24 protein-coding genes are annotated in these 26692 nt (G+C 44.6%); 11 read left to right on the top strand and 13 right to left on the bottom strand.

The window, feature by feature from the left end; all coding sequences use genetic code 11:
• The first annotated feature begins 34 nt into the window (after positions 1-34).
• A complete protein-coding gene (locus HBAL_RS07925; protein WP_015827420.1) occupies positions 35-1078 on the top strand; it encodes a GGDEF domain-containing protein in 1044 nt (347 codons plus the stop codon).
• A gap of 382 nt (positions 1079-1460) precedes the next feature.
• The gene (locus tag HBAL_RS07920; RefSeq protein ID WP_015827419.1) at positions 1461-2744 is read left to right on the top strand and encodes a GGDEF domain-containing protein; all 1284 of its coding nucleotides are present in this window, start codon (positions 1461-1463) and stop codon (positions 2742-2744) included.
• 14 nt (positions 2745-2758) lie between these two features.
• Here HBAL_RS07920 and mfd read toward each other — a convergent pair whose 3' ends face one another.
• Positions 2759-6217, bottom strand: coding sequence for a transcription-repair coupling factor (gene mfd, locus HBAL_RS07915; RefSeq protein WP_015827418.1), 3459 nt, complete (start codon positions 6215-6217; stop codon positions 2759-2761).
• A 28-nt stretch (positions 6218-6245) separates the two neighbouring features.
• The gene (locus HBAL_RS07910) at positions 6246-6521 is read right to left on the bottom strand and encodes a succinate dehydrogenase assembly factor 2 (RefSeq protein WP_015827417.1); all 276 of its coding nucleotides are present in this window, start codon (positions 6519-6521) and stop codon (positions 6246-6248) included.
• 90 nt (positions 6522-6611) lie between these two features.
• Between HBAL_RS07910 and recG the strand changes: the two genes are divergently transcribed.
• Entirely contained in the window at positions 6612-8675 is a 2064-nt protein-coding gene (gene recG, locus HBAL_RS07905) for an ATP-dependent DNA helicase RecG (RefSeq protein WP_015827416.1), read from the top strand.
• A gap of 3 nt (positions 8676-8678) precedes the next feature.
• Here recG and HBAL_RS07900 read toward each other — a convergent pair whose 3' ends face one another.
• Complete coding sequence (locus HBAL_RS07900; protein ID WP_015827415.1) at positions 8679-9473, bottom strand: DUF502 domain-containing protein; 795 nt, start codon at positions 9471-9473, stop codon at positions 8679-8681.
• Between the two features lie 425 nt (positions 9474-9898).
• Between HBAL_RS07900 and HBAL_RS07895 the strand changes: the two genes are divergently transcribed.
• Together HBAL_RS07895 and HBAL_RS07890 are read left to right on the top strand one after the other, a co-directional pair.
• Positions 9899-11035, top strand: coding sequence for a DUF3089 domain-containing protein (locus HBAL_RS07895; protein WP_149037385.1), 1137 nt, complete (start codon positions 9899-9901; stop codon positions 11033-11035).
• A gap of 75 nt (positions 11036-11110) precedes the next feature.
• Positions 11111-11911: a glycosyltransferase family 2 protein gene (locus HBAL_RS07890; protein WP_015827413.1), complete on the top strand. Its 801-nt coding sequence runs from the start codon at positions 11111-11113 to the stop codon at positions 11909-11911.
• On the opposite strand, the gene HBAL_RS07885 is transcribed toward HBAL_RS07890, so the two are convergent.
• From HBAL_RS07885 to folK, 9 genes are all read right to left on the bottom strand, one after another.
• The gene (locus HBAL_RS07885) at positions 11908-12294 is read right to left on the bottom strand and encodes a hypothetical protein (RefSeq protein ID WP_015827412.1); all 387 of its coding nucleotides are present in this window, start codon (positions 12292-12294) and stop codon (positions 11908-11910) included. The genes HBAL_RS07890 and HBAL_RS07885 overlap by 4 nt on opposite strands.
• 85 nt (positions 12295-12379) lie before the next feature.
• Positions 12380-13375 (bottom strand): GTPase Era, encoded by a 996-nt coding sequence (era, locus tag HBAL_RS07880; RefSeq protein ID WP_015827411.1) that lies wholly within the window; start codon positions 13373-13375, stop codon positions 12380-12382.
• On the bottom strand, positions 13372-14139 hold the full coding sequence (gene rnc, locus HBAL_RS07875) for a ribonuclease III (RefSeq protein WP_015827410.1): 768 nt from the start codon (positions 14137-14139) through the stop codon (positions 13372-13374). Before rnc ends, era begins: the two co-directional genes overlap by 4 nt.
• A complete protein-coding gene (gene acpS, locus HBAL_RS07870; protein WP_015827409.1) occupies positions 14140-14550 on the bottom strand; it encodes a holo-ACP synthase in 411 nt (136 codons plus the stop codon).
• Positions 14551-14552: 2 nt separating this feature from the next.
• Positions 14553-15299 carry a pyridoxine 5'-phosphate synthase gene (locus tag HBAL_RS07865; protein WP_015827408.1) on the bottom strand — a complete coding sequence of 249 codons (747 nt, stop codon included), beginning with the start codon at positions 15297-15299 and terminating at the stop codon, positions 14553-14555.
• Positions 15300-15881 (bottom strand): orotate phosphoribosyltransferase, encoded by a 582-nt coding sequence (gene pyrE / locus HBAL_RS07860; protein ID WP_015827407.1) that lies wholly within the window; start codon positions 15879-15881, stop codon positions 15300-15302.
• Positions 15878-18157, bottom strand: coding sequence for a RelA/SpoT family protein (locus tag HBAL_RS07855; RefSeq protein ID WP_015827406.1), 2280 nt, complete (start codon positions 18155-18157; stop codon positions 15878-15880). The genes pyrE and HBAL_RS07855 overlap by 4 nt, the downstream gene beginning before the upstream one ends.
• 18 nt (positions 18158-18175) lie before the next feature.
• A complete protein-coding gene (gene rpoZ, locus HBAL_RS07850; RefSeq protein ID WP_015827405.1) occupies positions 18176-18526 on the bottom strand; it encodes a DNA-directed RNA polymerase subunit omega in 351 nt (116 codons plus the stop codon).
• 118 nt (positions 18527-18644) lie between these two features.
• Complete coding sequence (gene folK / locus HBAL_RS07845) at positions 18645-19229, bottom strand: 2-amino-4-hydroxy-6-hydroxymethyldihydropteridine diphosphokinase (RefSeq protein ID WP_015827404.1); 585 nt, start codon at positions 19227-19229, stop codon at positions 18645-18647.
• A 4-nt stretch (positions 19230-19233) separates the two neighbouring features.
• Here folK and HBAL_RS07840 point away from each other — a divergent pair, with 4 nt between their 5' ends.
• Positions 19234-19788 (top strand): LabA-like NYN domain-containing protein, encoded by a 555-nt coding sequence (locus tag HBAL_RS07840; RefSeq protein ID WP_015827403.1) that lies wholly within the window; start codon positions 19234-19236, stop codon positions 19786-19788.
• Between the two features lie 75 nt (positions 19789-19863).
• Positions 19864-20535: a uracil-DNA glycosylase gene (locus HBAL_RS07835; protein ID WP_015827402.1), complete on the top strand. Its 672-nt coding sequence runs from the start codon at positions 19864-19866 to the stop codon at positions 20533-20535.
• Between the two features lie 44 nt (positions 20536-20579).
• Here the strand turns inward: HBAL_RS07835 and kdsA are convergent, their stop codons facing one another.
• Positions 20580-21440, bottom strand: coding sequence for a 3-deoxy-8-phosphooctulonate synthase (kdsA, locus tag HBAL_RS07830; RefSeq protein WP_015827401.1), 861 nt, complete (start codon positions 21438-21440; stop codon positions 20580-20582).
• Positions 21441-21598: 158 nt separating this feature from the next.
• On the opposite strand from kdsA, the gene HBAL_RS07825 reads away from it, so the two are divergent.
• Genes HBAL_RS07825 through astD form a run of 4 tightly spaced genes read left to right on the top strand, consistent with a single transcriptional unit; the run spans position 21599 to position 26684 of the window.
• The gene (locus tag HBAL_RS07825) at positions 21599-22624 is read left to right on the top strand and encodes an arginine N-succinyltransferase (RefSeq protein ID WP_015827400.1); all 1026 of its coding nucleotides are present in this window, start codon (positions 21599-21601) and stop codon (positions 22622-22624) included.
• Positions 22625-22633: 9 nt separating this feature from the next.
• The gene (gene astB / locus HBAL_RS07820; RefSeq protein WP_015827399.1) at positions 22634-23986 is read left to right on the top strand and encodes an N-succinylarginine dihydrolase; all 1353 of its coding nucleotides are present in this window, start codon (positions 22634-22636) and stop codon (positions 23984-23986) included.
• Positions 23983-25257 (top strand): hydrolase, encoded by a 1275-nt coding sequence (locus HBAL_RS07815; protein ID WP_015827398.1) that lies wholly within the window; start codon positions 23983-23985, stop codon positions 25255-25257. The genes astB and HBAL_RS07815 overlap by 4 nt, the downstream gene beginning before the upstream one ends.
• Before the next feature lie 11 nt (positions 25258-25268).
• Positions 25269-26684: a succinylglutamate-semialdehyde dehydrogenase gene (astD, locus tag HBAL_RS07810; protein ID WP_015827397.1), complete on the top strand. Its 1416-nt coding sequence runs from the start codon at positions 25269-25271 to the stop codon at positions 26682-26684.
• Positions 26685-26692 lie beyond the last annotated feature (8 nt).

The raw sequence follows: 26692 nt of genomic DNA, 5'->3' as shown, positions 1-26692 counted from the left end.
AAGAGAAAAGCCTTGATTCTAGGGATCCGATCCAATGTATGAACAACTCACAGGACCCAATGGTGTAGAAACTGGTCATGCAGCCGTTGATAAAATCGGTGAATATAAACTGTGCGCAACGCCTCAAAACTACGAAATCTGGTTAAACTACATTCGAGGATGGGCTCCTGATTTAACTCGAGAGATTGATAAAAAACTCTCTAATGGACTCCCCATAACTGACATTGAATTAGAAAAACTACACAACCGTTTCTTTGGGGCCACCCAGCTTTCATCTCAAGTTATGGAGACAGGCACAAAAATTGCGAAAGAAATCGCAGATGCCGTTGAAGCTTTAAAGAGCGCAGGTAACACAACTGAAGAGTATGGCGTTACACTAGATAAAGCTGCCAAAACGCTTTCAAAATCAGATTTATCTACGGATGCACTTAACCGAATTGTTTCAGTGTTATCTGAATCAACGCTTGAAATGTCCGATATAAATCACAATTTGAACCGCCAACTCTTGAGATCGACTCGTGAAATAGAAATGCTGCGGACATCTCTTCAAGCAGCACGCGCAGAAGCACTAACAGACGGTCTCACAGGTGTTGCTAATCGTAAGCAATTTGATGAAGTTCTGCAAAGACGCATCAATGAAAGCTTGGAAAGCGGTTCAGATTTATGCCTCATCATATGCGATATCGATTTTTTCAAAAATTTCAATGACACGTGGGGCCATCAAACCGGTGACCAAGTTATAAGGTTTGTCGCCAATTCATTGGCGCAAAAAGCAGTAAACGAATCATTGGTGGCACGTTATGGTGGTGAAGAATTTGCTATCATTATGCCAAGAACAATTCTCGATACAGCTTTCGAATTTGCTGAAAGTGTTCGCAAAACCATTGAATCTAAAAAATTAATCCGCAGATCCACGGGTGAACCTCTTGGGCAGGTAACAGTGTCTTTTGGCATCGCAAATTATCGTTCCGGTGAAGGCGCTTCAAACTTGATAGAACGGGCCGACCATTGCCTCTACCACTCAAAGCAAACTGGTAGAAACCGTATTACACTGGAAAGTGATCCTAGTTTATCCTAAGAGGGATTTGCATACTCTCAAGGCGCATATGTCGCTACTTTCCTGATTAATCTAAAAAGTCCTCAAAAAAAAACCGACGTTTTGAAAACGCCGGTTCAGTAAAGAATAATTTGACCACGTCAGCTCTAGAGGGACTTAAAAGCCTTTTTGGTCGTGTTTCTATTTTATATTATTGGAATGAATTCTATTTGACTTCACAATTCACACTCTATTCATCAAACCACACAAAAAAATAAAAATACTTATAAAATAATTACTTACATCATAAATTGCGTAAAATTTACATCAAATTTTATTGAAATAAATCAACTTTGTCTAAACAACCCTAAAGGTAAATAAGTCATCTTACAGCTTCAGTACCTCTGAAGCGGGATGAATATCTATGGCTCGAAGTGAATTTTCAAATCAGCTCAAAATTTCAGTCATATGTGGTGACCACGACCGCTCACAAACCATTTGTAAAACCCTTGCAGATTTGCAGCTTGATGCACATTCTGGGGAATTTTCAAATATGGTCGATATATTCCTTATCGACTTAACAACGTGCCGCCCTGCTCTCGTTGAAGAAGTTATTCAATACACGTGTGAAAGCCGCTTTTCTAGTAGTCTAATTGTAACTCTTGGCAAATTTCCGTGCGGAGCAGAAACACCTAAACGTGCAGATGTTCGATTGAGTTCAGACAACGCGTTAAAATTAGCCAGATCCCGCTTCCATTTTGCTCACCGTACTGCGGCTCGACGCGCAGAAATAGAGTTAAGACGCGAGAGTTACAAACGTTATGGTTGTATCTTTACTACCCAAGCGGAAGATAAGAACTATGACGTCCTCTACGTTGGTGAAGCTTCCACGCGTTTCATGTCCCTTAAAAATCACCTGGAAACACTTGGGGTCAACATCATAGCAGCTTTCAGCGCATACACGGCTTTTGACTATCTACATGACCATAAATTTGCTGCTGTTTTGCTGGATGTAAGTGCTACATCAATTCGGCCTGATAATTTCTGTGCAATGGTCCAGCGCAGTTCTAACCTTGCAGAAATGCCCATACTCGCGCTTGGTAAGTCAGACTATATTCCTAGTGAGCACATCATTGAAAGTGCCGCAGATATTATTGATGACAACTCTTCGCTAGAGGCTATTTCAGACCAATTGCTTGAACTTACTTCAAACCAAGCACCGTCGGCAAAAGAATTCTTAGCACCTCAATCAAGCATTACTGATGCGGAAACTGGCCTGTTCACCAGAAACTTCTTTGAAGATCATCTTGACCGTCAAATAGAGTGGTCACTTGACTTCAACCAACCGCTTACTGTCCTAATTATAGATGTCTTAGGAGCAGATGATAAAGCTGATATCAGAGATTTAGCCTACACTGCCAGCGTTGTGCGCACATTATTGAGAGTGCAAGATGCACCAACTCGCTTAAATGACTCAACACTCGCCATCTCTATGCCCGGCTCAACGAAACAAACTGCAAGTTATGCGGCACGGCGAATAGAAGGTGTTCTCGATGCAACTGCATTTGAAAGTGAACTCAACCAACCGGCCAGACAAGTTACCATTAGCTGGAAAGTAACAGAGTTAAATCCAGAGCAATCAGCCAACCAGCTATTATCCGATGCGCTATCAAATACGCAAAATGACAAAGGACACGCAGCTGCCTAAACGCTTCTCATTTTCTAATCTGAATCTTTCGCCGCACTGTCTAATTCTCTTAAAACACCTTTCACAGCCTTCAATCGATGTTCGGCATTTGGCCAAGTTCCGTTGATAACAAGCTTCATATCCGGCCGTAGCTTCATCATGCTTGGCCGTGTATGAACCCAAGCAATTAATTGTGCAGGATCTATCGGCGGTTTATCACGGAATGTAATGACTGCACCTTTAGGGCCAGACGTGAGCTTGGAAATGCCAAGCTCTTTACACATATTTTTAACAGCAGTGACCTCAAGCAATTGCTTGGTTTCATCTGGAAGTTCACCAAATCGGTCAATCAATTCGGCTGCAAAGCTTTCACGCTCTTCCTCAGTTTCAAGATCAGACAAACGACGATACAATGATAGACGTTCAGTCAGATCAGCCACATAATAATCAGGGATAAGAACAGCAGCGCCAAGATCAATCATTGGTGACCAATCATCAGATGGTTCTACTTCACCTGTTTTAAGCGCATTTACAGCATCTTCCAGCATTTGTTGATACAGCTCAACACCCACCTCGCGCACATGTCCCGATTGTGCATCCCCCAGCAGGTTACCCCCGCCCCGCATATCTAGATCATGGCTAGCCAGCATGAAACCAGCGCCAAGACTATCAAGCGATTGCAACACTTTTAGGCGTTTTTCAGCTGTCTCTGAAAGCACCATGTCTTTTTTCGTCGTCATATAGGCATACGCACGAAGTTTAGAGCGCCCTACACGACCACGAAGTTGGTAAAGCTGAGCCAAACCAAATTTGTCAGCTCTATGGATAACGATAGTGTTGGCACGCGGAATATCTAAGCCAGATTCCACAATCGTTGTTGCAAGAAGAACATCGGCTTTACCATCATAAAAATCATTCATAATGTCTTCAAGTTGGCCCGATGCCATTTGTCCATGCGCAGACAAGAACGACACTTCTGGAACTTGCTCACGTAGAAAACGCTCAAGGAATGGCAGATCAGACACACGAGGCGCAATAAAATACGATTGACCACCTCGATAACGTTCTCTCAGTAAAGCTTCCCGCACAGTCACCGGATCAAACTCAACCGTATATGTACGCACTGATAATCGATCGATTGGCGGCGTGGCGATAATGGATAGATCACGAATACCCGTAAGCGCCAATTGCAGTGTTCTAGGAATAGGCGTTGCAGAAAGAGTTAGCACATGAATATCGGCTTTCATCTCCTTCATGCGCTCTTTATGCTTAACCCCAAAACGCTGTTCTTCGTCTACAACCAGCAAGCCAAGACGCTTGAATTTTACTTGTTTTGAAATCACTGCATGTGTGCCCACAACAACATCTGCGTCACCGCTTGCAAGCATTTCGCGTGTCGTGGTTTGCTCTTTTGCCGATACAAACCGCGAGAGCTGCCGCACCTTGATTGGCCACCCCTCAAACCGCTCTTTGAACGTTCTATAATGCTGACGTGCCAATAGTGTTGTCGGCGCGATAATAGCGACCTGCATCCCGCTCATTGCCGCAACAAAAGCTGTGCGAAGCGCGACTTCAGTTTTACCAAAGCCGACATCCCCACAAACTAAGCGATCCATCGGCTTACCCGATGCTAAATCACTCAGACAATCTTCTATAGCATTAAGTTGATCATCCGTTTCTTCATATGGAAAACGTGCACAAAACTCATCAAACAGACCATCTGCATCAGCAGTTTTCTCCGCTTTTCTCATTTCGCGTTCTGCGGCAATGCGAATAAGGTCGCCTGCCATTTCCATTATATTTTTCTTAGCTTTAGCTTTGCGAGACTGCCATCCCGCGCCGCCCAGCTTATCCATCGATCCTTCACCGGAATCTGCACCGTAACGGCTGATCAACTCTATGTTTTCAACGGGTAAAAGAATCTTATCGCCACCGGCATAAACTAGCTCTAAACAGTCATGCGGGGCTGATCCAACATCAACAGTCTGAAGACCCTCATACCGACCCACACCATGATCAATATGAACAATCATATCACCGGGAGACAAAGCGGCCGCTTCTGCAATATAACTAGCCGTTTTCCTCTTACGTTTGCGTGGTCTTGCCAGCTTATCACCCAGCATATCTTGCTCGGCGATGACAGCTAAGTCAGAAAACGTAAAACCAGATTCCATGGACGTTTCAACGATGACAGGTGCATTTGCAGCTTTCGCTGCTGACCAATCTTCAGCGCTCCGCACCTCTGGCAATCCATGATCTGACAGAACAGTTTTCAAACGATCTGCTGATCCCGCTGACCAAGCTGCAAACACCACTTTTCGTTTATTGGCTAAATGTTCTTTTGCTAAACTCACTGCTGCATCAAAAACATTGGCTTCTGGATTGGACCGTTCAACCGCAAAATCTTTGCCTGCGCGAGCACCGACAAATAGAACATCCTTCTTTCCTGGATTTTCAGAAGGATGAAAACGAACCACCGCACCTGAAGATCGCGTTAATTCAAATTCGTCTTTGGAAAGATAAAGCTTGTCAGGAGCCAATACTTTGGCATCCATGACATCACCGCCAGCAGCATGAACGCGGGTTTCAAAATAATCTTTAGCTTGTGCAATCCTATCCAACCCTACTGTTTCAGCCTGATTATCAAACCCTAACAGCGCATCATTACCGGCATATTCTAAAAGCGTTTCCAGCTTTTCGTGAAAAAGAGGAAGCCACTGGTCTATACCCTGCCTGCGTATTTTAGCGCGTGCAGCTTCATAACTAGGGTCACCACCTGGTGGCCCAAAGCTCTCAAGATAATTTCGACGAAATAAAGTAAGCGCTTCATCTGTGAAGAAGATTTCACTGACTGGTGCGAAAGCTATTTCTTTAAGATCGTTTGTAGACCGTTGGCTTTCAGCATCAAAAGAGCGGATAGATTCAAGATTATCTCCAAAAAAATCCAACCTCACCGGCTCAATTCTATCCGGCGGATATATATCGACAATACCACCGCGAATGGCATATTCACCCGGCTCACGAACGATGTCGGTTCGCGTATAACCATTAATCGTCAGATAATCCTGTAGTGCTTGCTGATCAACATCAGCGCCTATCCCGGCAGCAAAACTGGCTTCTGCCATTTTGGTAACAGGTGCAACTCGCTGAACAAGCGCATGAGCGGTCGTGACGACAAGAATTTTCTCTTTAGGATCTCTGTGAGATAATCTTGCAAGCGCAGAACAGCGCATAGCCGAAATGTGCGCCGTTGGGCTAACGCGATCATAAGGCAGACAATCCCAAGCCGGAAAATTGATCATTGCCATATGTGGCTGGAAGAATTTTGCTATTGATAACACTTGCAGAGCTTGGCGTTCATCACGCGCAACATACACGCCAACGCCTTTGCGTTTATTGATAGCTTCAACAAACACACGCACGTCCGCTCCAAATGGAGATTCATACGCGTCGATGGGCGCTTTTAGCCCTGCAATCGTATCCCAAACTTTCATTATATTCGTGGTCTCTTTTTATGAACTGCTAAAGCAGTCCTTTCTCTTTCATATGAGTGGGTAAATCGAATGCTTTCAGCATATCCATGACTTTACCTTGCAGCATTTCAGGTTCCTGCTCGCGACCAATAATCCAGCCATAAACATCTTGGTCGTCAGTATCGAGAAGTCGCTCGAATTCATCCAGCGCTTTTTCATCCATTTGATCGAGATGCTTACCTGCAAATTCACCCATCATCATGTCCATTTCTTTGAAACCACGATGGTTGGCTCTAAAGAGGAGTTTACGTCTGCGGGCGTCCATGTTCATCATCTCCTAAATTCGAATAAAGACACATAGGCATGTTTGAGGTAATTGTCAGGTCGTATGCGTCGCAATACCGTGAATTTATTTATGAGACCAGAAATCCTCTTTCCATTCTTTAAGGACCTCAAAAGCCTTCCTGGCATTGGTCCTAAAACTGCTCCACTCCTCCAAAGGCTGGTTGGCGGTGATACGGTATTGAATCTATTGCTGCATTTGCCGATTAATTGGATTGACAGAAGTGTCCGCGATTCATTCTTTGAAACAATTGTTGGTGAAATCGCAACAGTACGCGGTGTTGTTGATTCTGTCTTTGCTGGACAAGGTAATGCACCAACCCGTGTTCGCTTGTTAGACGATACTGGTTTCTTGACGCTGGTTTTCTTTCGCGCACAACCTGCTTGGTTGCAAAAACAGTTTCCAATGAACCAGGAAATGATCGTGTCTGGGCTGATCGAAGACTTTAACGGCCAGAGACAAATGGTGCACCCTGATCATGTCTGCAATCCAGCAAAGGGAGAAGAACCACCTGAAGTGGAGCCTGTGTATCGCCTGACTGCAGGTGTAACTTCCCGTCTGCTCCAAAAAGCTATTTCGGCGTCATTAGAAAACCTTCCTCAATTACCTGAGTGGATTGATCAAGCTTTCCTTGAACAAAAAAAATGGCCAAGTTTTGTAGATGCGCTCAAGCAACTCCATCAACCTGAAACATTAGATCAACCAGCTCTAAATCTTGCACATGAACGGCTGGCATATGATGAAGCCCTTGCTCGTGAATTCGCACTGAATGAAATTCGCCTCAATCGCCAAAAAACACCAGCAACTCCCATCCCCCGACACACTCACGCAACAAATAACCTACTCGAAGCCCTCAAATTCTCACCAACGCACGCACAATTGCGTGCATTTAAAGACATCCAAACTGACCTCGCACGTGAGCTTCCAATGCGCCGTATGCTGCAAGGAGATGTTGGAACAGGGAAAACACTCGTGGCCGCGCTTGCCATTGCTCAGGCAGCTGCTTCAGGTCAATTTTCGGCTTTTATGTCACCTACTGAAGTCCTTGCCCGTCAACAGGCTACTGCCTTACAAAACTTTTTAAAACCAATCGGTTATCGCTGCGAAGCCCTTACCGGAAGAGATAGCAAAAAACGCCGAAAAGAACTATTAGATGCAGTTGCCGCTGGGGAAATACACTGTCTTTCAGGCACTCAAGCTTTATTCCAAACGGATGTTCAACTTCCAAATCTAGGCTTGGTAATCATCGATGAACAGCATCGTTTTGGTGTAGCAGACAGGCTAAAACTAACCTCCAAAGGCAATGCTCCTCACATGTTGATGATGAGTGCAACACCCATTCCCCGTTCCCTTGCCGCCGCAATCAATGGTGACCTAGACACTTGTATTTTGGATGAAAAACCTCAACAAAGGAAACCCATCACAACACGCGTTGCTTCTGAAGAACGCATTGAAGATGTCATGATTGCTGTTGCAAAAGCAGCAGACCGCGGCGAACGCGCTTTCTGGGTATGTCCTGCAATTGATTCTGAAACAGCAGAAGATGCGTCCGTGATTGCGCGTAAGGAGATACTTCAAAAATATGTAAAACACCCCGTTGCCCTTGTTCATGGCAAAATGGCACCAGCAGAAAAAGATGCAGCCTTAGATGCTTTTCGAACGGGCGAAGCTAGTGTTTTAGTCGCAACGACAGTGGTTGAAGTTGGTATCGACGTTCCTGAAGCAACCATAATGGTTATTGAGCATGCAGAAGGCTTTGGCCTTGCTCAACTCCATCAGCTTAGAGGTCGTGTCGGACGTGGAGATAAAAGCTCTTCTTGTTTACTTCTATACAAACCGCCCTTGTCTGAAAGCGGTCAAAAACGTTTGAACACTTTGCGAGAAACTGAAGATGGTTTTCTAATTGCTGAGGCTGATTTTAAACAACGAGGCCCTGGGGACCTATTAGGGTTAAAACAATCAGGACTGCCAAACTTTAAAATTATAGACCTAACTCGTCACATTGAAATGTTCCAACTTGTTCGCAACGATGTGAAACAGCTACTTTCTGAAGGCCCAAATTCAAATCCTCCTCGGACAGAAGCAATAAGTCTTTTAAATGAATTATTTAAAACCGATATCGCTATAAAGTACTGAAAATTAAATCTTTTCAGACGGCACACCAAGGTCTTCTGTGTTTATCTCATCTTCAGTCAACTTTAGCTTCTCATCACCTGCTATTGATGCCACTGGCGGTTTGTTTGCTTTTGAATTACCAACTTCTGGAACCACTAAACCTGCTGATATTATGAGCTTTGCACCCTCTTCAACAGACATGTCCAAAACAACAAGATCATCACGCCGGATGTAAATTAAGAATCCCGACGTCGGATTTGGCGTCGTTGGTACAAATACACCTACCATACCCGGCATTTTTTTTGCCATATCGCCTCGAACCGATGCAGTTATGAAACCGACAGCCCATGCACCTTTTCGTGGGTATTCAAGCATCACCACTTCTTTGAAATTATCTGTCTGACTTGCTGCCAATGTTTCAAATATCTGTTTTATTGCAGTATATATATTACGAACAAGCGGAACACGACCAATAAGCCCTTCACCTGCACCAACTAAGGAACGGCCAATCAAATTCGCCGCTATTATCCCGACAAACAACACACTAACAAAAACAACGATTACCCCCAGTCCAGGCAATGCAAACTGAGTGTAAGTTTCAGGGTTCCACTGATTGGGAATCAATGGTTTTACTTTGTCATCAATGAAAGTAATGACACCCCAAATTAGACCAACAGTAATCGCAATCGGGGCAGTTACGACAATTCCAGTAAAGAAGCGAGAGCGCAACCAAGCCAATGGACCAACTCGTTTTTTTGGATTTAGATGAAACAAATGTTCTTCTTGTTTTGTGGTGTTCTTTTTAGACTTATTGAACATTTTACGCGCTTTACCCTATCCATCTCAAAGAGGTGACTTAAACGAAAACCAAACTATGAACCTATATAAGAACTGCTTGTGCAAGTTTCAAAAAGCGATCCCTAAGCATTGGTTAAAACACCATAATTGCAGCCGAAATATAGCAATATTCAATTAAATGGACATTTCTTCGTATTTTTATATTTTTTTAATCTCAATTCACGTGCCGTCGATTGTGATAGCTACACAACTAGCATGGTTTAAATTACAATATATTGTATATATTTGAAGAATTAGAATATCCCACTTGAAGGATTGAGCTTTTGGTTAAAAATTTTACTGGTTTAAAATTCACAGCTCTCAAATCGTCAAATTCAAAATTTTTGATTATTCTAACACTGTTAGGCTTTCTTATTTTCTGTACGTTGCTCTATTTGATAATTTATATGAGTGGAGCCAATGCTCGCTTTTTAAAATCAATAGAGCCTATTTCGTCTTTCACTCTCCCCAAAAGCGAACGCCCTGATTATCTAGCTCCAAGATCATGGGCACTATATCCTGAAACAAAGCCCGATGGAGCTTGGGAAACTCCTTGGGGCGTAGATGTTTTCTTTATTCACGGAACGACATCAGCCTCATCAGATGGATGGAATACCAATATTGACAATGTTGACTCAAAATTGCGTTTGCAATCTGAAATGCTTCCCAATTTTGCAGGGCCTTTTCAAAAATTTGCGCCAGTGTATGCCCCATTATATCGTCAGGTAACGCTTCACGGCGAGTACAATATCAATGAAAATTCTCAAAAAGCATTTAAACTGGCGTTTGATGACATCGACTCAGCTTTCCAAGTCTATATGGAGACGAGAAACCAAGGTAGAGCTGTTATTCTTGTTGGTGTCGGGCAAGGTGGCCTATATGCAAGGCGATTATTAAAGAAGCAATTTCAAACAGATCAAATGCAAAACCGTTTAGTTGCAACCTATTTAATAGAATCGCCGACTTCTGAAAAATTGTACTCAAACAAAAATAGCCCTTTTGAAATATGCTCTACTGATGAACAAACAGGATGCATCGCATCATGGAACACTATTAATGAAAATGATGTGGCGCGTACTAAGAACATTCTTTCACGCGCTGTTTATTGGGATGAGGCAAACAATATCGCACCAACAGGAGATGCAAAACTTATTTGTTTCAATCCAAGTATGGGAAATACAACGACTGAGTTAATTGGAGAAAAACTTCATAGAGGATCGGTAAATGCCAGCGAGCTTTTACAATTAGACGAAGCGGAAATAGTGGAAAATGCTATATCCAGCCAGTGTGTAAATGGTTTTCTAGTTGTAAGTCATACAAAAAATCAAAGTTTAAATACGCCGCCAAATAGTCTGGCACGCATGTTGGCACCACCTTATAATTTATTCTATTCTGATCTGGCGCATGACGCTGCTAAACGCGCTCGTATAACCAGTGCTTGGCTGGATAAGTATGGAGCAAAACCCGCACCTCCTCTTCCGCCAATTGAACGCATTGAAATTGCGCCTATTAATAAAATAGAGAAAATACTTGGCACAGAATAAGATAGCTTTTGTCGAATTCCGAAACTGTTAGGATACCTAACATCGTGCAGAATCCTAAACCATTGGAAATAGAATATGAATAAGCTCCCTCTTTCAGTCTTTATTATTGCAAGAGATGAAGCCGACCGTATTCTTCCTGTCATAAGATCTGTTATTGATTGGGTTGAAGAGGTTTTCGTCATAGACAGTGGTAGCACAGATGACACTGTAGAAGTGTCACGTAATGCAGGTGCTGACGTCGTTTTTAATGAATGGGCGGGGTATGGTCCTCAAAAAGTTTTTGGGGAAACACTATGCTCTCAAAAGTGGCTATTAAATATTGATGCTGACGAAGAAGTTAGTGATAGCCTTCGCAGGGAAATCACTTCAATGTTTGAAGGTGGACAAGAACCACCTCTGGCTGCCTATCAAATTCCTATATTAATATGCTTTCCATTTGATAAGGGGCCGCGCCCATTTGCTCCTTCAAACGATCCGATTCGTCTCTACAATCGAGAAAAAGCAGGCTTTAAATCTGAATTAGTGCATGATTCAGTTGTTCTAAAACCAAATGAAGTCAGCGGAAAATTGAAACATCATATTAATCACCGTTGTTTCCGATCTCATCACCATGCAATTGAAAAAATCAATCGTTACAGTAGCATGCAGGCAGAAGACATGATTAAAAAAGGCCGAAAACCATCGGTTCTTAGACTTCTAACTGAACCTATGACAGCCTTCCTTAAATCAATGTTTCTTAGACGATATGTTCTTTTTGGGGTGAATGGCTTCACCGAAAGCGTAATCTATGCGTTTGCACGGTTCATTAGATTAGCAAAGGCACGTGAAGCATGGAAACAACATGAAGCCAATCAGTCGCCAAGAATGCACGATTAGCTTCTAAAAAGTAATGAAAATGCTGCGGCATCTTTAGGAAAATTTCCTGCTTCCATACCAGACACCATAAGGCCTGAAACTGAAAGAACTAACCCCCAACACATAGTTGGAATCATGACGACAACAACAGCAACAACTGCTGATCTAATGAGCGTCGAACCAGCTCCACCCGGATCTTCTCCACCCGCGGCTTCCATGGCTCGAAGGATTTTCTCACCAAACACCATACACAAAACACCAATGGTCGGAAAAATTAACCCAAGCTCATATTGTTTAAAATAAACCATTAAAGCAACAGAAAGAGCGCAACCTAAAACAATAAGTATAAATAATATCGCACCAGACCATAAAGCCCTAAACAACTGCTTCTCGAGCGTATGCATGTGCACTCTCCTTTGGTATCCAAGGAATATAGCACATGCTCGTAAATTTTCGTTTCAAATAATGTTAGGAAATTATGAGAGGCTGTTAAACATCAAAATCCAGTCCGATGGCTGAAAACCTCTCACGACTTTCAGCCCATTTTTCTGAAACTTTCACGCGTGTAAACAAATGGATCGGCGTTTCAAAGATTTCTTGAAGATCCTTCCGCGCTTGCTGACCAATGTCCTTTATCGCACGACCACCTTTTCCTAGCACAATCTTTCTGTGTCCTTCGCGTGCAACATAGATAATCTGATCCACGCGAATGGAACCATCTTTGAAACGTTCCCAATTTTCTGTTTCAACGGTCATTTGATATGGTAATTCCTCATGCAAACGAAGCATAAGTTTTTCACGTGTTACTTCTGCAGCCAACAAACGGGAAGGCATATCTGCGGCCTGATCCTCCGGAAATAAAAAAGGACCGACGGGCATATTCCCTGCTATGTGATCCGCCAGTTGGCGGACGCCGCCGCCTCTTAGGCCGGAAATCATGAAGACATCTGAATACACACCTTCGTTGAATAATTCTTTTGAAATGGGTATGAGATCTTCGCGATCAAATAGGTCTATTTTGTTCAGTGCAAGAATTGCTTTTCGTCCAGACGCCTTCAGATCATCAATGATACGCTGATCATCAATTATCGTTTTTTTGTCTGCACCCGTGACCTTATCGTCAATCTTATGAGAACGAGAACTTGCATCAACAAGGTGAATGATTTGATCTGCACCTTCAGCTCCATCCCAAGCAGATTTCACCATAGCACGATCTAAACGGTGCTTTGGCGCGAAAATTCCGGGGGTATCCACGAGGACAACTTGAGCATCACCGCGCATCATCACACCACGCACTTGAAACCGCGTTGTTTGCACTTTGTGCGTTACAATTGAAACCTTTGCCCCAACCAACCGGTTTACCAATGTGGACTTACCGGCATTAGGCGAACCGATAACGGCTACAAAGCCAGCTCTAGTTTCACGAGGTTCCTGAAGGCTAGCTTCAATATCTTCTTTTTCGTATTCTTCTGGCTTATCGCTCAAGAAGTTTCTCCAACATTATTTAACATTGCACTTGCAGCAGCTCTTTGAGCTTCCTGCTTAGAAGAGCCTTCACCTTTTGCAGGTCTGACACCTTCGACACGCACTTCAACAGTAAAAACAGGTGCATGATCAGGACCTGTACGATCAATATTCTCATAGTTAGGCGCTGGCCGCCCATCACCTTGCGCCCATTCTTGAAGGGCTGATTTAGGATCACGAGGTACATCCGTGAGCGTCTTAAAATACTCTTTCCAGTATTTTACAATAAAGCGTTCAGATGCTGCTAACCCAGCATCAAGATAGATAGCACCGATCAAAGCTTCAGTAACATTCGCAAGCAAAGACGGTTTTGTTGTACCACCAGCAGAACTCTCAGAGGCATCCAATATCAAATACTGCCCCAAATTAATTTCAGCAGCGATTTTCGCACATGTATCACGACTAACCAAAGCATTCAAACGCGGGGCTAATCCACCTTCCCGCTCTTTTTCAAAACGCGTAATAAGCTGACTAGCCGCTACGAGACCAAGCACTCGGTCCCCTAAAAACTCTAGCCGTTCATTACTCCAGTCCGCAGCCTCGCCCGGCACAGCACTCGTATGCGTAAAAGCGCGATCTAAAAGACTTACATCTTTGAACTTGATACCGGCAATTTCCTGTATCGTCGCTCTAGCATCATTGTTCAATCTAGGCGGCGTTGACCGACGTACTCGATCTCTATTTCGACGACGTTTGCCAGTATGGCTTGAATTCGGTCTCGGCATTTACGCCCCTTGCACAGCAATAGCTTCGATAATCACCATAGCTTGAGCGTAGGGATAATCGTCTGTTATTGTCAGATGAATATTCGCCTTCATACCGTCTGGTGTCAGCTTTTCAAGGTATAGTTTTGCACCGCCAGAAAGTTCGAGGGTCGGTGCACCATTTTCCTGACGGGTGACACCTATATCCTGCCACCCAACGCCATTGCGCCAAATACCACTACCAAGTGCCTTAGCGCACGCCTCTTTAGCAGCAAAACGTTTTGCATAAGTATCTGCACGCCGTTTGCGACCATCAGCTAATTCTCTCTCTTGTTTCGTGAACACACGCTGCGTAAAGCGATCACCAAACTTAGACAGCGATTTTTCAATTCGCCGTATGTCAGTCATATCCTGCCCAATGCCCAATATCATGCTCAGGCACGCGCCTCATCAATTAACTCGCGCATGTGGCGTACCGCTGTTTCAAGCCCAACAAATATCGCCTCTCCAATTAAGAAATGCCCGATATTAAATTCGGCAATCTCAGGAATTTTCGCGACGGGGCCAATAGTATCATAAGTTAGGCCATGCCCAGCGTGAACTTCAATACCCCGACGTTTACCTTCAGAAGCAGCAATTTTCAGGCGCTCAAGCTCAATTTCTGCTTCTTGTGTTTCACCCGCAAACACGTGTTCAACATATTTTCCGGTGTGTAACTCAATGACGGGCGCGCCAATTGCTTCGGACACCGCAACCTGAACTAGGTCTGGTTCTATAAAGAGAGATACTCGAGAACCATTATCATTGAGACGTCGCACAAAGGGTGCCACGGTGTTATGAAGCCGTGCAACATCCAAACCACCTTCAGTCGTGCGCTCTTCACGTTTTTCTGGTACCAAACAAACGGCATGAGGCTTGAAATCTAACGCAATTTTCAGCATCTCTTCAGTTGTGGCCATTTCCAGATTTATAGGAAGTGACATTGCGCCACTTACTGCTTCAAGATCACCATCGCGAATATGCCTGCGATCTTCTCTTAAATGTATAGTTATGCCATCTGCGCCCGCATCCCGAGCAGCTTTTGCAGCCCGAGCAGGATCAGGCCACGCCCCTCCACGCGCATTTCGGATGGTTGCAACATGGTCAATATTCACCCCCAAGCGCGCAAAAGGTAATGCCATCTATTTTAATCCTCGACTGCCTGGCTTTATTGCAGGAATTTTCATTAGCTCAGGTGGTAAATCATTTTCATCATAGTCTGGGAAATCTACCGCAGCTAAGGAAACGAGTGGCAAGCCAACATCGGCTTCCCCATTGGAGCGATCAACGACACATGCGCCCCCGATAACATCACCATCGAATAAATTTAGAGCGTCAAAGGTTTCATGCATTGAAAGGCCAGTTGTTACAATGTCTTCGACAACAACCACGCGTTCACCCTTTTTAATATCGAAGCCACGACGCAATGTCATTTTACCATCTTGTCGTTCTGTAAAAATGGCACGACAACCAAGTGCGCGCGCTGTTTCATACCCCGGAATTAAGCCGCCTACGGCAGGACCACATACGACATCAATCTGGCCAAATTTTTCTGTCAGTTTTTTCGCTAATGCAGAGCACAGTGTTTCAGATGTTTTAGGATGAGAAAACACCAAAGCTTTTTGCAAGAACACAGGGCTTCTGCGTCCTGAAGACAAAATAAAATGTCCTTCAAGTAACGCATCCACCTTGCGAAATTCATTTAATACTTCTTCTGTGTTCACTTGCTTTTTTCCTTGTCTGAATCATTTTTGACTTTGCTATCATGTTCTAGTGAGCCACGAATACGATCAACGCTTTCAACAGCACTCAAAGCCCGAAGTGCTGCCAAAATTTGCGTCAATCTTCGCTTATCTTCAACTTCAACATCAAACTGAAAATCAAAGAAATCTTCATTCCGGTTTTTTATGGCGATATTGATAATATTACCATTAGCCTCTGAAATTGTTTTACAAACGGTCGCCAATGACCCTCGTTGATTTGATAGAGCAATAAGTATCCGACTAACCGCGAAAAAATCTGTGGACGCGATTGGACGCCAGCTTAGGTCCATCCAAACTTCTGGCTGACTATCAAAATCCATCAGTCTCTGACAATCAATCACATGAACATCGACACCCTTACCTGCTATTTGTACGCCAACGATACGGTCTCCGGGCAAAGGTGAACAACATTCAGAAAGATGCAAAGCAACACCAGGTATCAATTTTTCACCTGATAACAATGACTCCGTTTCATCGTCGTCAATTGCATGACGCCCTTCAAGCATCTCACTTTCAATGTGTTCAGGAAAGGTTTTTGATAATATCTCTTTGAGGTCTATAAATCCACGTCCCAGCTCTTCAAGAAGTTCCTCTGTTGTTGCCATACCACTTTGGACAGCGATTTGCCTGAACTTAATGTCAATTGGATCAAGCCCAATACGGCGCAATCCTAAATTCAGCTTTTGCCGTCCAAGTTTTGTAAACTCTTCTTGCTCTTTATCTCGTGTCAAACGACGTATCGCTGAGCGAGCCCTTCCCGTTACAACAAGACTACGCCAATTCGCCGGTGGCTCGACTCGCGGGCCACGTATAATCTCGATTGTGTCACCATTTTGAATCAATGTACGCAGCGGTCGCTCAATTCCATTGATGCGAACACCGACACATTCATCCCCAACGGCGGTATGCACCGTATAGGCAAAATCTAGGGGCATTGCGCCATCTGGCAACTTCACAAGACGCCCTCGCGGGGTAAACGCAAACACAGTATCTCGGAACATTTCCATTTTGGCATGCTCAAGAAATTCTTCTGGATCCGCACCATGTCCAAGCATATCAGCAAAGCTTAATAGACTATCTTCTGGATCTAGTCCTGCCTCACGAGCGCCATCCTTATCGAACCCGTAATTTTTGTTTTTATACCGCCAATGAGCAGCGATTCCTCGCTCTGCGATTTCGTCCATTTGTTTTGTACGAATCTGCAACTCTACACGCCGGTTTCCGGGTCCTTGAAAAGTTGTGTGTATGGATTGGTAGCCATTAGGCTTGGGAACGGAAATATAATCTTTAAATCGCCCAGACAGCGCAGCCCAATGCTGATGGGCAATACCCAAAGCGCGATAGCAATCTGCAACCGATGGCACAATTAATCGAAAAGCGAATATGTCACCTAAATCTTTGAATGAAATCGCTTTATTTTCAAGTTTACGCCAAATGCTATAGGGGCGCTTTAATCGTCCCCGAATATCGCCGCTTATCCCATTTACGCTCATTAGAACTTCAATGTCAGATTGGATGCGCTCAACATCTTCAACAGCATCCGCTGCCATTTCAGCCAATCGTCTTTCTATAGTTTCGCGTGCTTCTGGGTTTATGACCGCAAAGGCGATGTCTTCAAGCTCTCCAGCGAAAATAGATAACCCTGTTCGGCGTGCCAAAGGCGCATAAATATCTATCGTTTCTTGCGCAATGCGTATCCTGCTTTCAGGCTTTGGCATAAATTGAATAGTGCGCATATTGTGAAGTCTATCGGCGAGTTTGACGAGTAGAACACGTATATCTTTCGTCGTCGCTAATATGAATTTTTGAAAATTCTCTGCTTGTTTAGCAGCCCGGCTCGACGATTCTAATTGCGTGAGTTTCGTGACACCATCTACTATTTCGGCGATGTCTTTACTGAATAATTCTTCGATCTCTTCAAGCGTTACATCAGTATCTTCAACGGTATCATGGAGTAAGCCCGCGATAATGGTTGAATAATCTAGCTTAAGGTCGGTAAGAATTCCCGCGACAGATACAGGGTGAGCATAATACGGATCACCTGAGTGGCGTGTTTGCGCGCCGTGACGGACCATCGCAAATACATATGCACGATTGAGCGCGTCTTCATCCGCGTCTGGCTGGTATGCGAGAACGCGCTCTACTAATTCATACTGACGTAAAAAACGACGCCCTTTGCCTGTGGGTAGGCCAGGTTCGCGCAAGGCGGCATGGAGTTCTGACGTATCGTCAGCCATTTCGCCTCACTTTAGTATTTAGTAACGGTCTTCGCGTGCGTTCTCTAGCTCTGCTTGATACGCACGGATAACATCTTCTTCTGAACGTGTAGGCGCTGCCTGGAGAGCCAAACGATCTTCTTCTTTTTCAGCCTCTTCATTAGGCCGAACTTCTTGAAGCTCAGAAACATAGCTTTCTTTGACCAGGTCAAGATCCACGCCGTCACCAGCAATCTCACGTAGAGACACAACAGGATCTTTATCGTCATCACGATCTACAGTCATTTCCGAACCAGCACGGATCATGCGAGCGCGGTGACCAGCCAACAAAACAAGCTGAAAGCGGTTAGGTACTTTTTCGATGCAATCTTCGACGGTGACGCGTGCCATATATATGTTCTCCTGCCAAACGAACTGGATAAGCCAGTTCTTAACCAGACTCAACCCATTAATCATCGGTATTTTCATATAAATGCGATCAATTCATGACTATTTCAATTATTTGATATCAAAACGGTCCGAATTTTCTGCACGGCCAATGTTTTTGAGCTTTATGAACCATATATTCAATTGATGCCTCTTTTAATGGATGATGCCAATCAGGTGCAATTTCCATCAACGGCGATAGGACAAATGATCGAGTATGCATACGTGGATGAGGCAAAATCAAATTACTCTCATCAGTTGAAATTTTGACCTGACATCGAAAATCAATCAAATCTAAATCTAAAGTACGAGCACCATTTTTTTCTGTTCGAACCCTCCCATACTCATCCTCTATTTTAAGTAGCAAATGCATTAGTGCTTGCGCGTCATCGCAAATAAGGGCTAACTCGACCACAGCATTGAAAAATTCACCAAGATTAGGGTCTGGCCACGCGGGGGACACCCAAATACTAGATTTATGCAATGTTTTTATACCGGCACACTCAAGAGTGCGCAGGACAGATTGAAACAGGCCCGCACCTTCAAGCTGCTGTTCCTCATGATCAGTAAATGCGGAATTGCTTCCCAAGGCGACATATACGCCTCCCTGTCCGCGCCCATTTATAGTGTTGTCATTTGTACTAACCCGTGTTGTAGGGAGCAACATTTGTATGGCCTTTTATAAAGATGAGCGGATAGCCCTGTTTATTGACGGTGCAAACCTATACTCTGCCGCAAAAACACTAAACGTTGAACTAGATTACAGACGACTTTTGAGCGAATTTCGAAAAAAGGGCCGCCTACTACGAGCCTATTACTATACTGCTTTAATCGAAAATGAAGAATATTCGCCAATAAGGCCACTCGTCGACTGGCTACAATATAATGGCTATAATGTCGTCACCAAACCTGCCAAAGAATTTACTGACGCAGCCGGCCGTCGCCGCGTCAAAGGTGATATGGATGTTGAAATCGCAGTTGATATGCTCACATTGGCCGACAAACTTGATCATGCCATTTTGTTTTCTGGAGATGGCGATCTGACCGTTCTCGTAAAAGCTCTTCAAAACCGAGGACTACGCGTGTCTGTCGTCTCTTCCGTAAAAACACAGCCCCCCATGATCTCAGATGATTTAAGGCGCTCAGCAGACAATTTTATTGATCTAAGTGACTTAGTCAAAATAATTGGTCGTGAAAATGACGAATTGGAGGATGAGGAAGACTAGCTAACAATTTAGTCTAGACAATTCTTGTATACAAATCTGTTTGTAGGCCGCAATGAGACAACCAACAGAGGCTTCATGACTGAAAATTTTCCACCAGAAGCTCCTTCTGATTGTGACAGGTGTCCACGTCTCGTGGAGTATCTAGAAGAATACCGTGCAAAAGAACCTAATTGGTTTAACGCGCCTGTACCCTCTTTTGGACCATCAAACGCAAAATTGCTTATCGTAGGCCTAGCACCGGGTGTTACCGGAGCCAATCGGACAGCGCGTCCGTTCACGGGTGACTATGCTGGCGACTTGCTCTACGCAACGATTGAAAAATTCGGGTTTTCTAAAGGGAAATACGATTCTCGTTCAGATGATGGCCTAGAACTCGTAGACGCTATGATTACAAATGCGGTGCGCTGCGTCCCGCCTCAAAACAAACCTACCGGCCCAGAAATCAATAATTGCAGACCGTTTCTTGTTTCCAGAATGCAGCACCTACCACAACTGAAAGTCATATTGGCGCTTGGAAAAATCGCTCACGATTCAACAGTTAGAACGCTTGGTGGCAAATTATCGAATTACAAATTCGCCCATGCCGCTATCCATAAGCTTAACGGCCCCAATGGCGCACTAACAATGATAGATAGCTACCATTGCTCTCGCTATAATACGAATACGGGTCGCCTCACCACTGAAATGTTTGAAAACGTTTTTTCACGCATTCAATCCGAAATCCAAAAACAAAAAGCCGCACTTTGATTTTCAAAGTGCGGCTTTTATACCAAATTCAAACCAGACTTAAGTTAGAAACTTTTCACGAGCGCATTGATCTGAATCAACTCACTCATCAGTTTTTCAAGTTCAGATAAAATAACCATATTTGGTCCATCTGAAGGTGCATTGTCCGGATCTTGGTGTGTTTCAAGGAAAACACCTGAAACACCAACAGCAACAGCAGCCTTAGCAATAACGGGAACATATTCACGTTGACCGCCAGTGGAACCACCTTTTCCACCCGGTTGTTGGACGGAGTGAGTGGCATCAATAACAACTGGTGCCATGGCTGCCATTTCAGGTAGGCCGCGCATATCAGTCACTAATGCATTATACCCAAAAGAGGAGCCACGTTCTGTAAGCAAGACATCCTTTGCCCCCATAGAGATCAGCTTGTTTACGACATTTTTCATGTCCCAAGGTGCGAGGAATTGGCCTTTTTTCACTTTTACAACAGCACCAGTCTCCGCTGCAGCTTGTAGCATATCTGTTTGACGGCAAAGAAATGCTGGTATCTGAAGAACATCAACAACCTTGGCCACTTTTTCACACTGATCCGGCAAGTGAACATCGGTCAGCATTGGCAATCCAGTTTTATCCTTAACTTCAGCAAAGATATCTAACGCTTCATCTAGCTCCAGGCCGCGATAACCCGACATGCTCGTCCGGTTCGCTTTATCAAATGAAGTCTTATAAACGACTTGTGCGCCCAATTTGTCAGCTATTTCTAGAATTGCATTCGACATAAACAATGCATGTTCGCGGCTTTCTAAAGCGCAAGGCCCAAGAAAAAATGTCAGAGGAGCATCCGGTCCAATTTTGATATTCCCACGCGGGCAAGCAATTTCGACGGTAGAATTTAGAGCTTTAACGCTCGATGTGTCGCTCACAGCAGACTCCTCAACTTATAAATTTCTAGGCGCTATGTATGCATTCTCACACCAAATGGAAAGCCAAACCATCATATTGATATCAGAAACGCCATAGTAAACGTTATTCATTTGCCTATCATAGGGTGTCATCCAGACTGTTTAAAAGGAATTCTTCTGTGAATATTTTCAGACTAGCAACGCCCGCCGATATTGACGGCTTAGCTGCTCTTACCAGCTCATTAGGGGCCGGCCTCACAACAGTTCCTCGTACGCCTGAAAAAATAGCTGCTTATATTGATGAAACTCAGCGCTTTCTATCTGGCGACGAATCCGCAAACCGGATTTTCTTCGTTGTCGAAATGGACGGAAAAGTCGTCGGTATGTCAGCGATATTGCCCAGGCTTGGTCGTGAACGCCCCTATTGTAGCTTTAAATTGAGCCGTCACACACGGCGCTCTACGACCCCGAGCTTAAAAACAGCACATGATAGCCTACAATTTTCAACAGAATTCGATGGTAACACAGCACTCGCTACTCTGTTCCTCTCAAAAGAAGTGCGTGGCGGCGGTGTTGGTAGATTGCTCTCATTAGGTAGGTTGGCATTCATAGATCAACACAGAGATTTTTTTTCCAAAACTTTGATGGCCGATATTCGAGGATGGCTTGACGAAAATGGTGAAGCGCCATTTTGGAATTTTATCGCATCAAAATTCATAGACCTTCCATTTAAGGAAGCAGATGAACTTAGCTCTGAAGATGGACGCTTTATAGCTGAATTGATTCCAAGTTTGCCGATTCTCTTAAACCTCCTGCCCCCTGAGACACAGGACTTCATTGGACGACCTCATCGTTTGTCGGGCAAAGCTATGGACTTGCTTATGAATGCAGGTTTCAAAAAAACAGACCTATGTGACGTGTTTGACGGTGGTCCTGCCATTGAATGCGAGATCTCGGACACATCTATCGCAAGAACAGCAGTTCGGACCCAAACTTTGGATGACGATGTAGAAGGCGATTATTCCATGCTGTTCTCTGGTCATAAAACCGACTTTAGAGCGACAATTGCAAAAGCAGACCTTCGAAACAATGTGGCTCCCCAAAGCGTTGCCAATGCTTTTGAACTATCTGAAACGGCAAAACTTTGGATCGCTGCAACACGCCATAGCGACCGACTTGCCGACCTTGCTAGTGCCAACAAATAAGGAATTGCCATGACTCATGAAATCAATATCGACGGACTTGTTGGCCCAACGCATAATTATGGCGGCATGTCAGTTGGAAATTTGGCTTCTAAATCCAACAAAGGCCAAATTTCAAATCCGCAAGGTGCAGCCCTACAAGGGCTAGGAAAAATGCGAAAACTGATTGATTTGGGACTTACTCAAGCAGTTATGCCGCCGCAAGAACGCCCCTTCATGGCAGGTTTGCATAAGCTTGGCTTTACAGGCTCAGATGTTGACGTATTGCAGGCAGCTTATAAAGCAAGCCCAGTCCTAGTTAGTAATTACGCATCCGCTTCTTGTATGTGGACAGCAAATGCTGCGACGGTTTCGCCAAGTTGCGATACTGCGGATGGAAAGGTTCATTTCACACCAGCAAACCTTTCAGCAATGCCACATCGCAGTATTGAAGGACCGCAGGCCGAAACCATTTTGCGCAAATTGTTTGCTGACGAAAGCGCGTTTTCGGTACATGAAGCATTACCCGCAAACACGCTCTTTGGTGATGAAGGTGCTGCCAATCATAACCGTCTATGTAAAACTCATGCCGATAAAGGCTTAGAAGTCTTTGTTTACGGACGCGAAGCGCTAAACAATAGCGAGAATGTCGCTAAATTCCCTGCACGCCAAACATTAGAAGCGAGTCAGGCTGTTGCTCGTTTTCACGGGCTTAATGATGCAACCACCCTTTTCGTTCGTCAAAGCAATCGCGCCATTGATGCAGGCGCATTTCACAATGATGTAGTGTGTGTCGCTAATGGTCCGGTTTTACTGTTCCATGAGGCTGCTTTTGACGATTTAATTGCTTTGCAGGACATTATTCGGCGCAAAGCGGAGCCTTTAGGTTTTGATCCGGTTTTTGTGACTGCAATGAACAAAGACTTTCCTATCGAAGATGCTATCCAATCTTATTTTTTCAATAGCCAATTAATTACCCTGCCAAATGGCAAAATGGCGCTGATTTTACCTGCTGATGCACAGGAGAATGCAGCATCGAAAAGCTTTGCCGATGCTTGTGTGGCGGGCGACACCCCGATTGAGCAGGCTATCTACATGGATTTACGCCAAAGCATGCGTAATGGCGGCGGTCCTGCATGTCTGCGTCTTCGGGTCCAGCTCACCGATGACGAGCTCGCTAAAATGCACCAGCCAGCCATTATGTCCCATTCAAAAATAGATCGCTTAGAGACCTGGGTAAAAACCCATTATCGCGAAGCACTTGCGCCTGCTGATCTTGGCGACCCAAAACTGCTGAACGAAACGCGCGCTGCTTTGGATGAACTGACTCAGATCATGGATCTTGGGTCTATTTATGAATTCCAAAAGGCCGGAGCATATTCATGACATTAACAAAAGAAGATATTTTCGCGTTGGCAAAGAAGACTTCTGAAGATGTCACGGCTTTAGATTTAATTCATTCACGACATGACGCAATGATCGCAAAAACGGTTGAATGGGCTAAGATTAATACAGGCAGTTGGAACGCTGTTGGATTAGAAAGTTTCGCTCCCCTATTGGTGGAAGCTTTTGGCGAACTAGATGCCGTAGTAGAATCGCATAAAACGCCTGCCATCGAAAAGATAAACAACCAAGGCGACAAAACCTATTTCCAATCCGGGCCAGTTATCACTGTTACGTCTAGATCAGATGCACCTGTGCAAGTGGTTATGACCGGACATTACGATACTGTTTTTCCCGAAGGCACATTTGAAGACATCAAAGATATTGGTGATGGAAAGTTAAATGGCCCCGGTCTAGCCGATATGAAGGGTGGAATTGTTGTGATGCTTGAAGCATTAAAGGCTTTTGAAGCAGGCCCACACAAGGACAAACTAGGCTATTCAATCACGCTTAGCCCTGATGAAGAGACTGGAAATTTTGCAAGTGCGCCCTTTATTGCGAAAGCAGCTAAGACTGCACATATCGGCCTTACCTTTGAACCCGCTATGGAATCGGGTGCTATGTCTGGCGGCCGGAAAGGCTCTGCAATTTATGACATAGTCTTTAAAGGCCTAGCCTCCCATGCTGGACGCGCACCAGAGGCTGGTCGCAGCGCTATACTTGCAGCCGCAGAATTTGCTTTAGGTGTTGAAAAACTTGATGCCGCAATGGATACGGTAACCTTCAATGTCGGCGCAATAGATGGCGGCAATGCCGTAAATATTGTGCCTGACAATGCGGTGCTAAGATTGGGAATACGCGCACCCGATCAAACACGTGCTGATCTAGCAGTACGCTCCCTTCAAACCCTATTGAAGAAAGTTCTTAAACGCGACGGTATTTCAGCACAAATGATTGGCAGTTTCTATCGCCCACCTAAGCCACGAAATGCTGCGCAATCACGCCTTTTCGAAGTTGTAGATGCAACAGCAGGCGCACTCGGGCTGTCACTCACATTCCAAGATACCGGCGGTGTTTGTGAAGGCAATAACGTCTTTCAGGCCGGCACGCCCAATATTGACACACTTGGTGTTCGCGGCGGCAACATTCATTCGTCTGATGAATTTGTTGTTCTCGATAGCTTTGCCGAACGCGCAGGACTGACCACGCTCATACTGAACCGGCTTGCAGATGGTCGAATAGACGCTGCACACATTAAATCGCTCATGGATTAAGGGCTAAACCAATGACATTAGATACATATATAAATGGGGTCTGGAGCCAAGGTAACGGATCTGCTTTCGACAGCATATCACCATCAGATGGTTCGGTTGTCGGTAAATACCAGGCAGCGGATGCCGACCAAGTGAACAACGCTACAGCAGCAGCTCGCAACGCATTCGATACTTGGTCGTTAAAACCTCAAGAAGAGCGCGACACAATCTTAAAAAATTACGCTACCGCGCTTGGAAACCGTAAACAGGAAATAGCGGACGCAATTAGCCGTGATATGGGTAAACCTGCGTGGGAAGCCATCACGGAAGCCGGTGCAATGATTGCCAAAATTGCAGGGTCCATGACCGCTCAAAATGATAGAGCTGGAAGCTGGACAAAAGAAGCTGATTTTGGAGCTATATCTCTGACACACCGCCCCTTTGGCGTTATGGCTGTCTTTGGTCCATTTAATTTCCCCGGCCACCTACCAAATGGTCACATCGTTCCCGCACTCCTCGCTGGGAATACGATTGTTTTCAAACCTTCAGAACTCGCGCCCGGTGTTGCTAAAATTATGGTGGACGCTTTTGATGAAGCAGAATTGCCAGCTGGATGTTTAAACGTTGTCCAAGGCGGACGAGACACAGGTCAGGCACTTTTAAACGCAGATATTAATGGTTTGCTTTTCACGGGTTCACACCATACTGGAACGGCATTTCACAAGCATTTTGCAGGTCGACCAGATATTATGCTCGCGCTTGAAATGGGCGGCAATAACCCGCTTATCATTCACAAAACAGATGATATTGAAGCCGCCGCAGAAATTGTCTTCCAATCAGCCTTCGTAACAACTGGCCAGCGCTGCACCTGTACACGACGCTTAATTTTGCCATCTGAAAAGCAAGGCGATGAAATCCTTGCCGCGGTTATTGGTAAAATTGATGCAGTCAAAATTGGGCCGTGGGATGGGAAAGATGTCTATCTTGGCCCTCTGGTGTCTGCGCGTGCAGTAGAACAAGCAATTGCTTTCCAGAATGAACGCGTTGAACTCGGCGGAAACCTCATAAAACCTCTTTCAGATATGGTTGAAGGCACAGGGATTGTGCGCCCAGGAATCATTGATATGACGGATGCTGAAACGCCGCCAGATGAGGAATTATTTGGACCATTCCTGCAGGTTTACCGTGAAGATGATTTAGATAAAGCAATCAAATTAGCAAATGCGACGCGCTTTGGATTATCTGCGGGCGTCGTGACGTCTGATGATAGTGTTTGGGAATATGCACAAGCGCGCCTCAGAGTGGGTATTTTGAACCGCAACCGTCCAACAACAGGTGCTTCTGGTGCTATGCCATTTGGTGGCCCCGGCCTATCAGGCAACGCACGTCCAAGTGCATATTATGCAGCAGATTATTGTGCTTGGCCCCAAGCGCGCCAGATCGGTTAAATAGAACA

The organism is Hirschia baltica ATCC 49814, assembly GCF_000023785.1.
Classification (GTDB): Bacteria; Pseudomonadota; Alphaproteobacteria; order Caulobacterales; family Hyphomonadaceae; genus Hirschia; species Hirschia baltica.
Note: the sequence above shows the minus strand (reverse complement) of the source record. Positions and strands in the feature narration are given on the sequence as shown.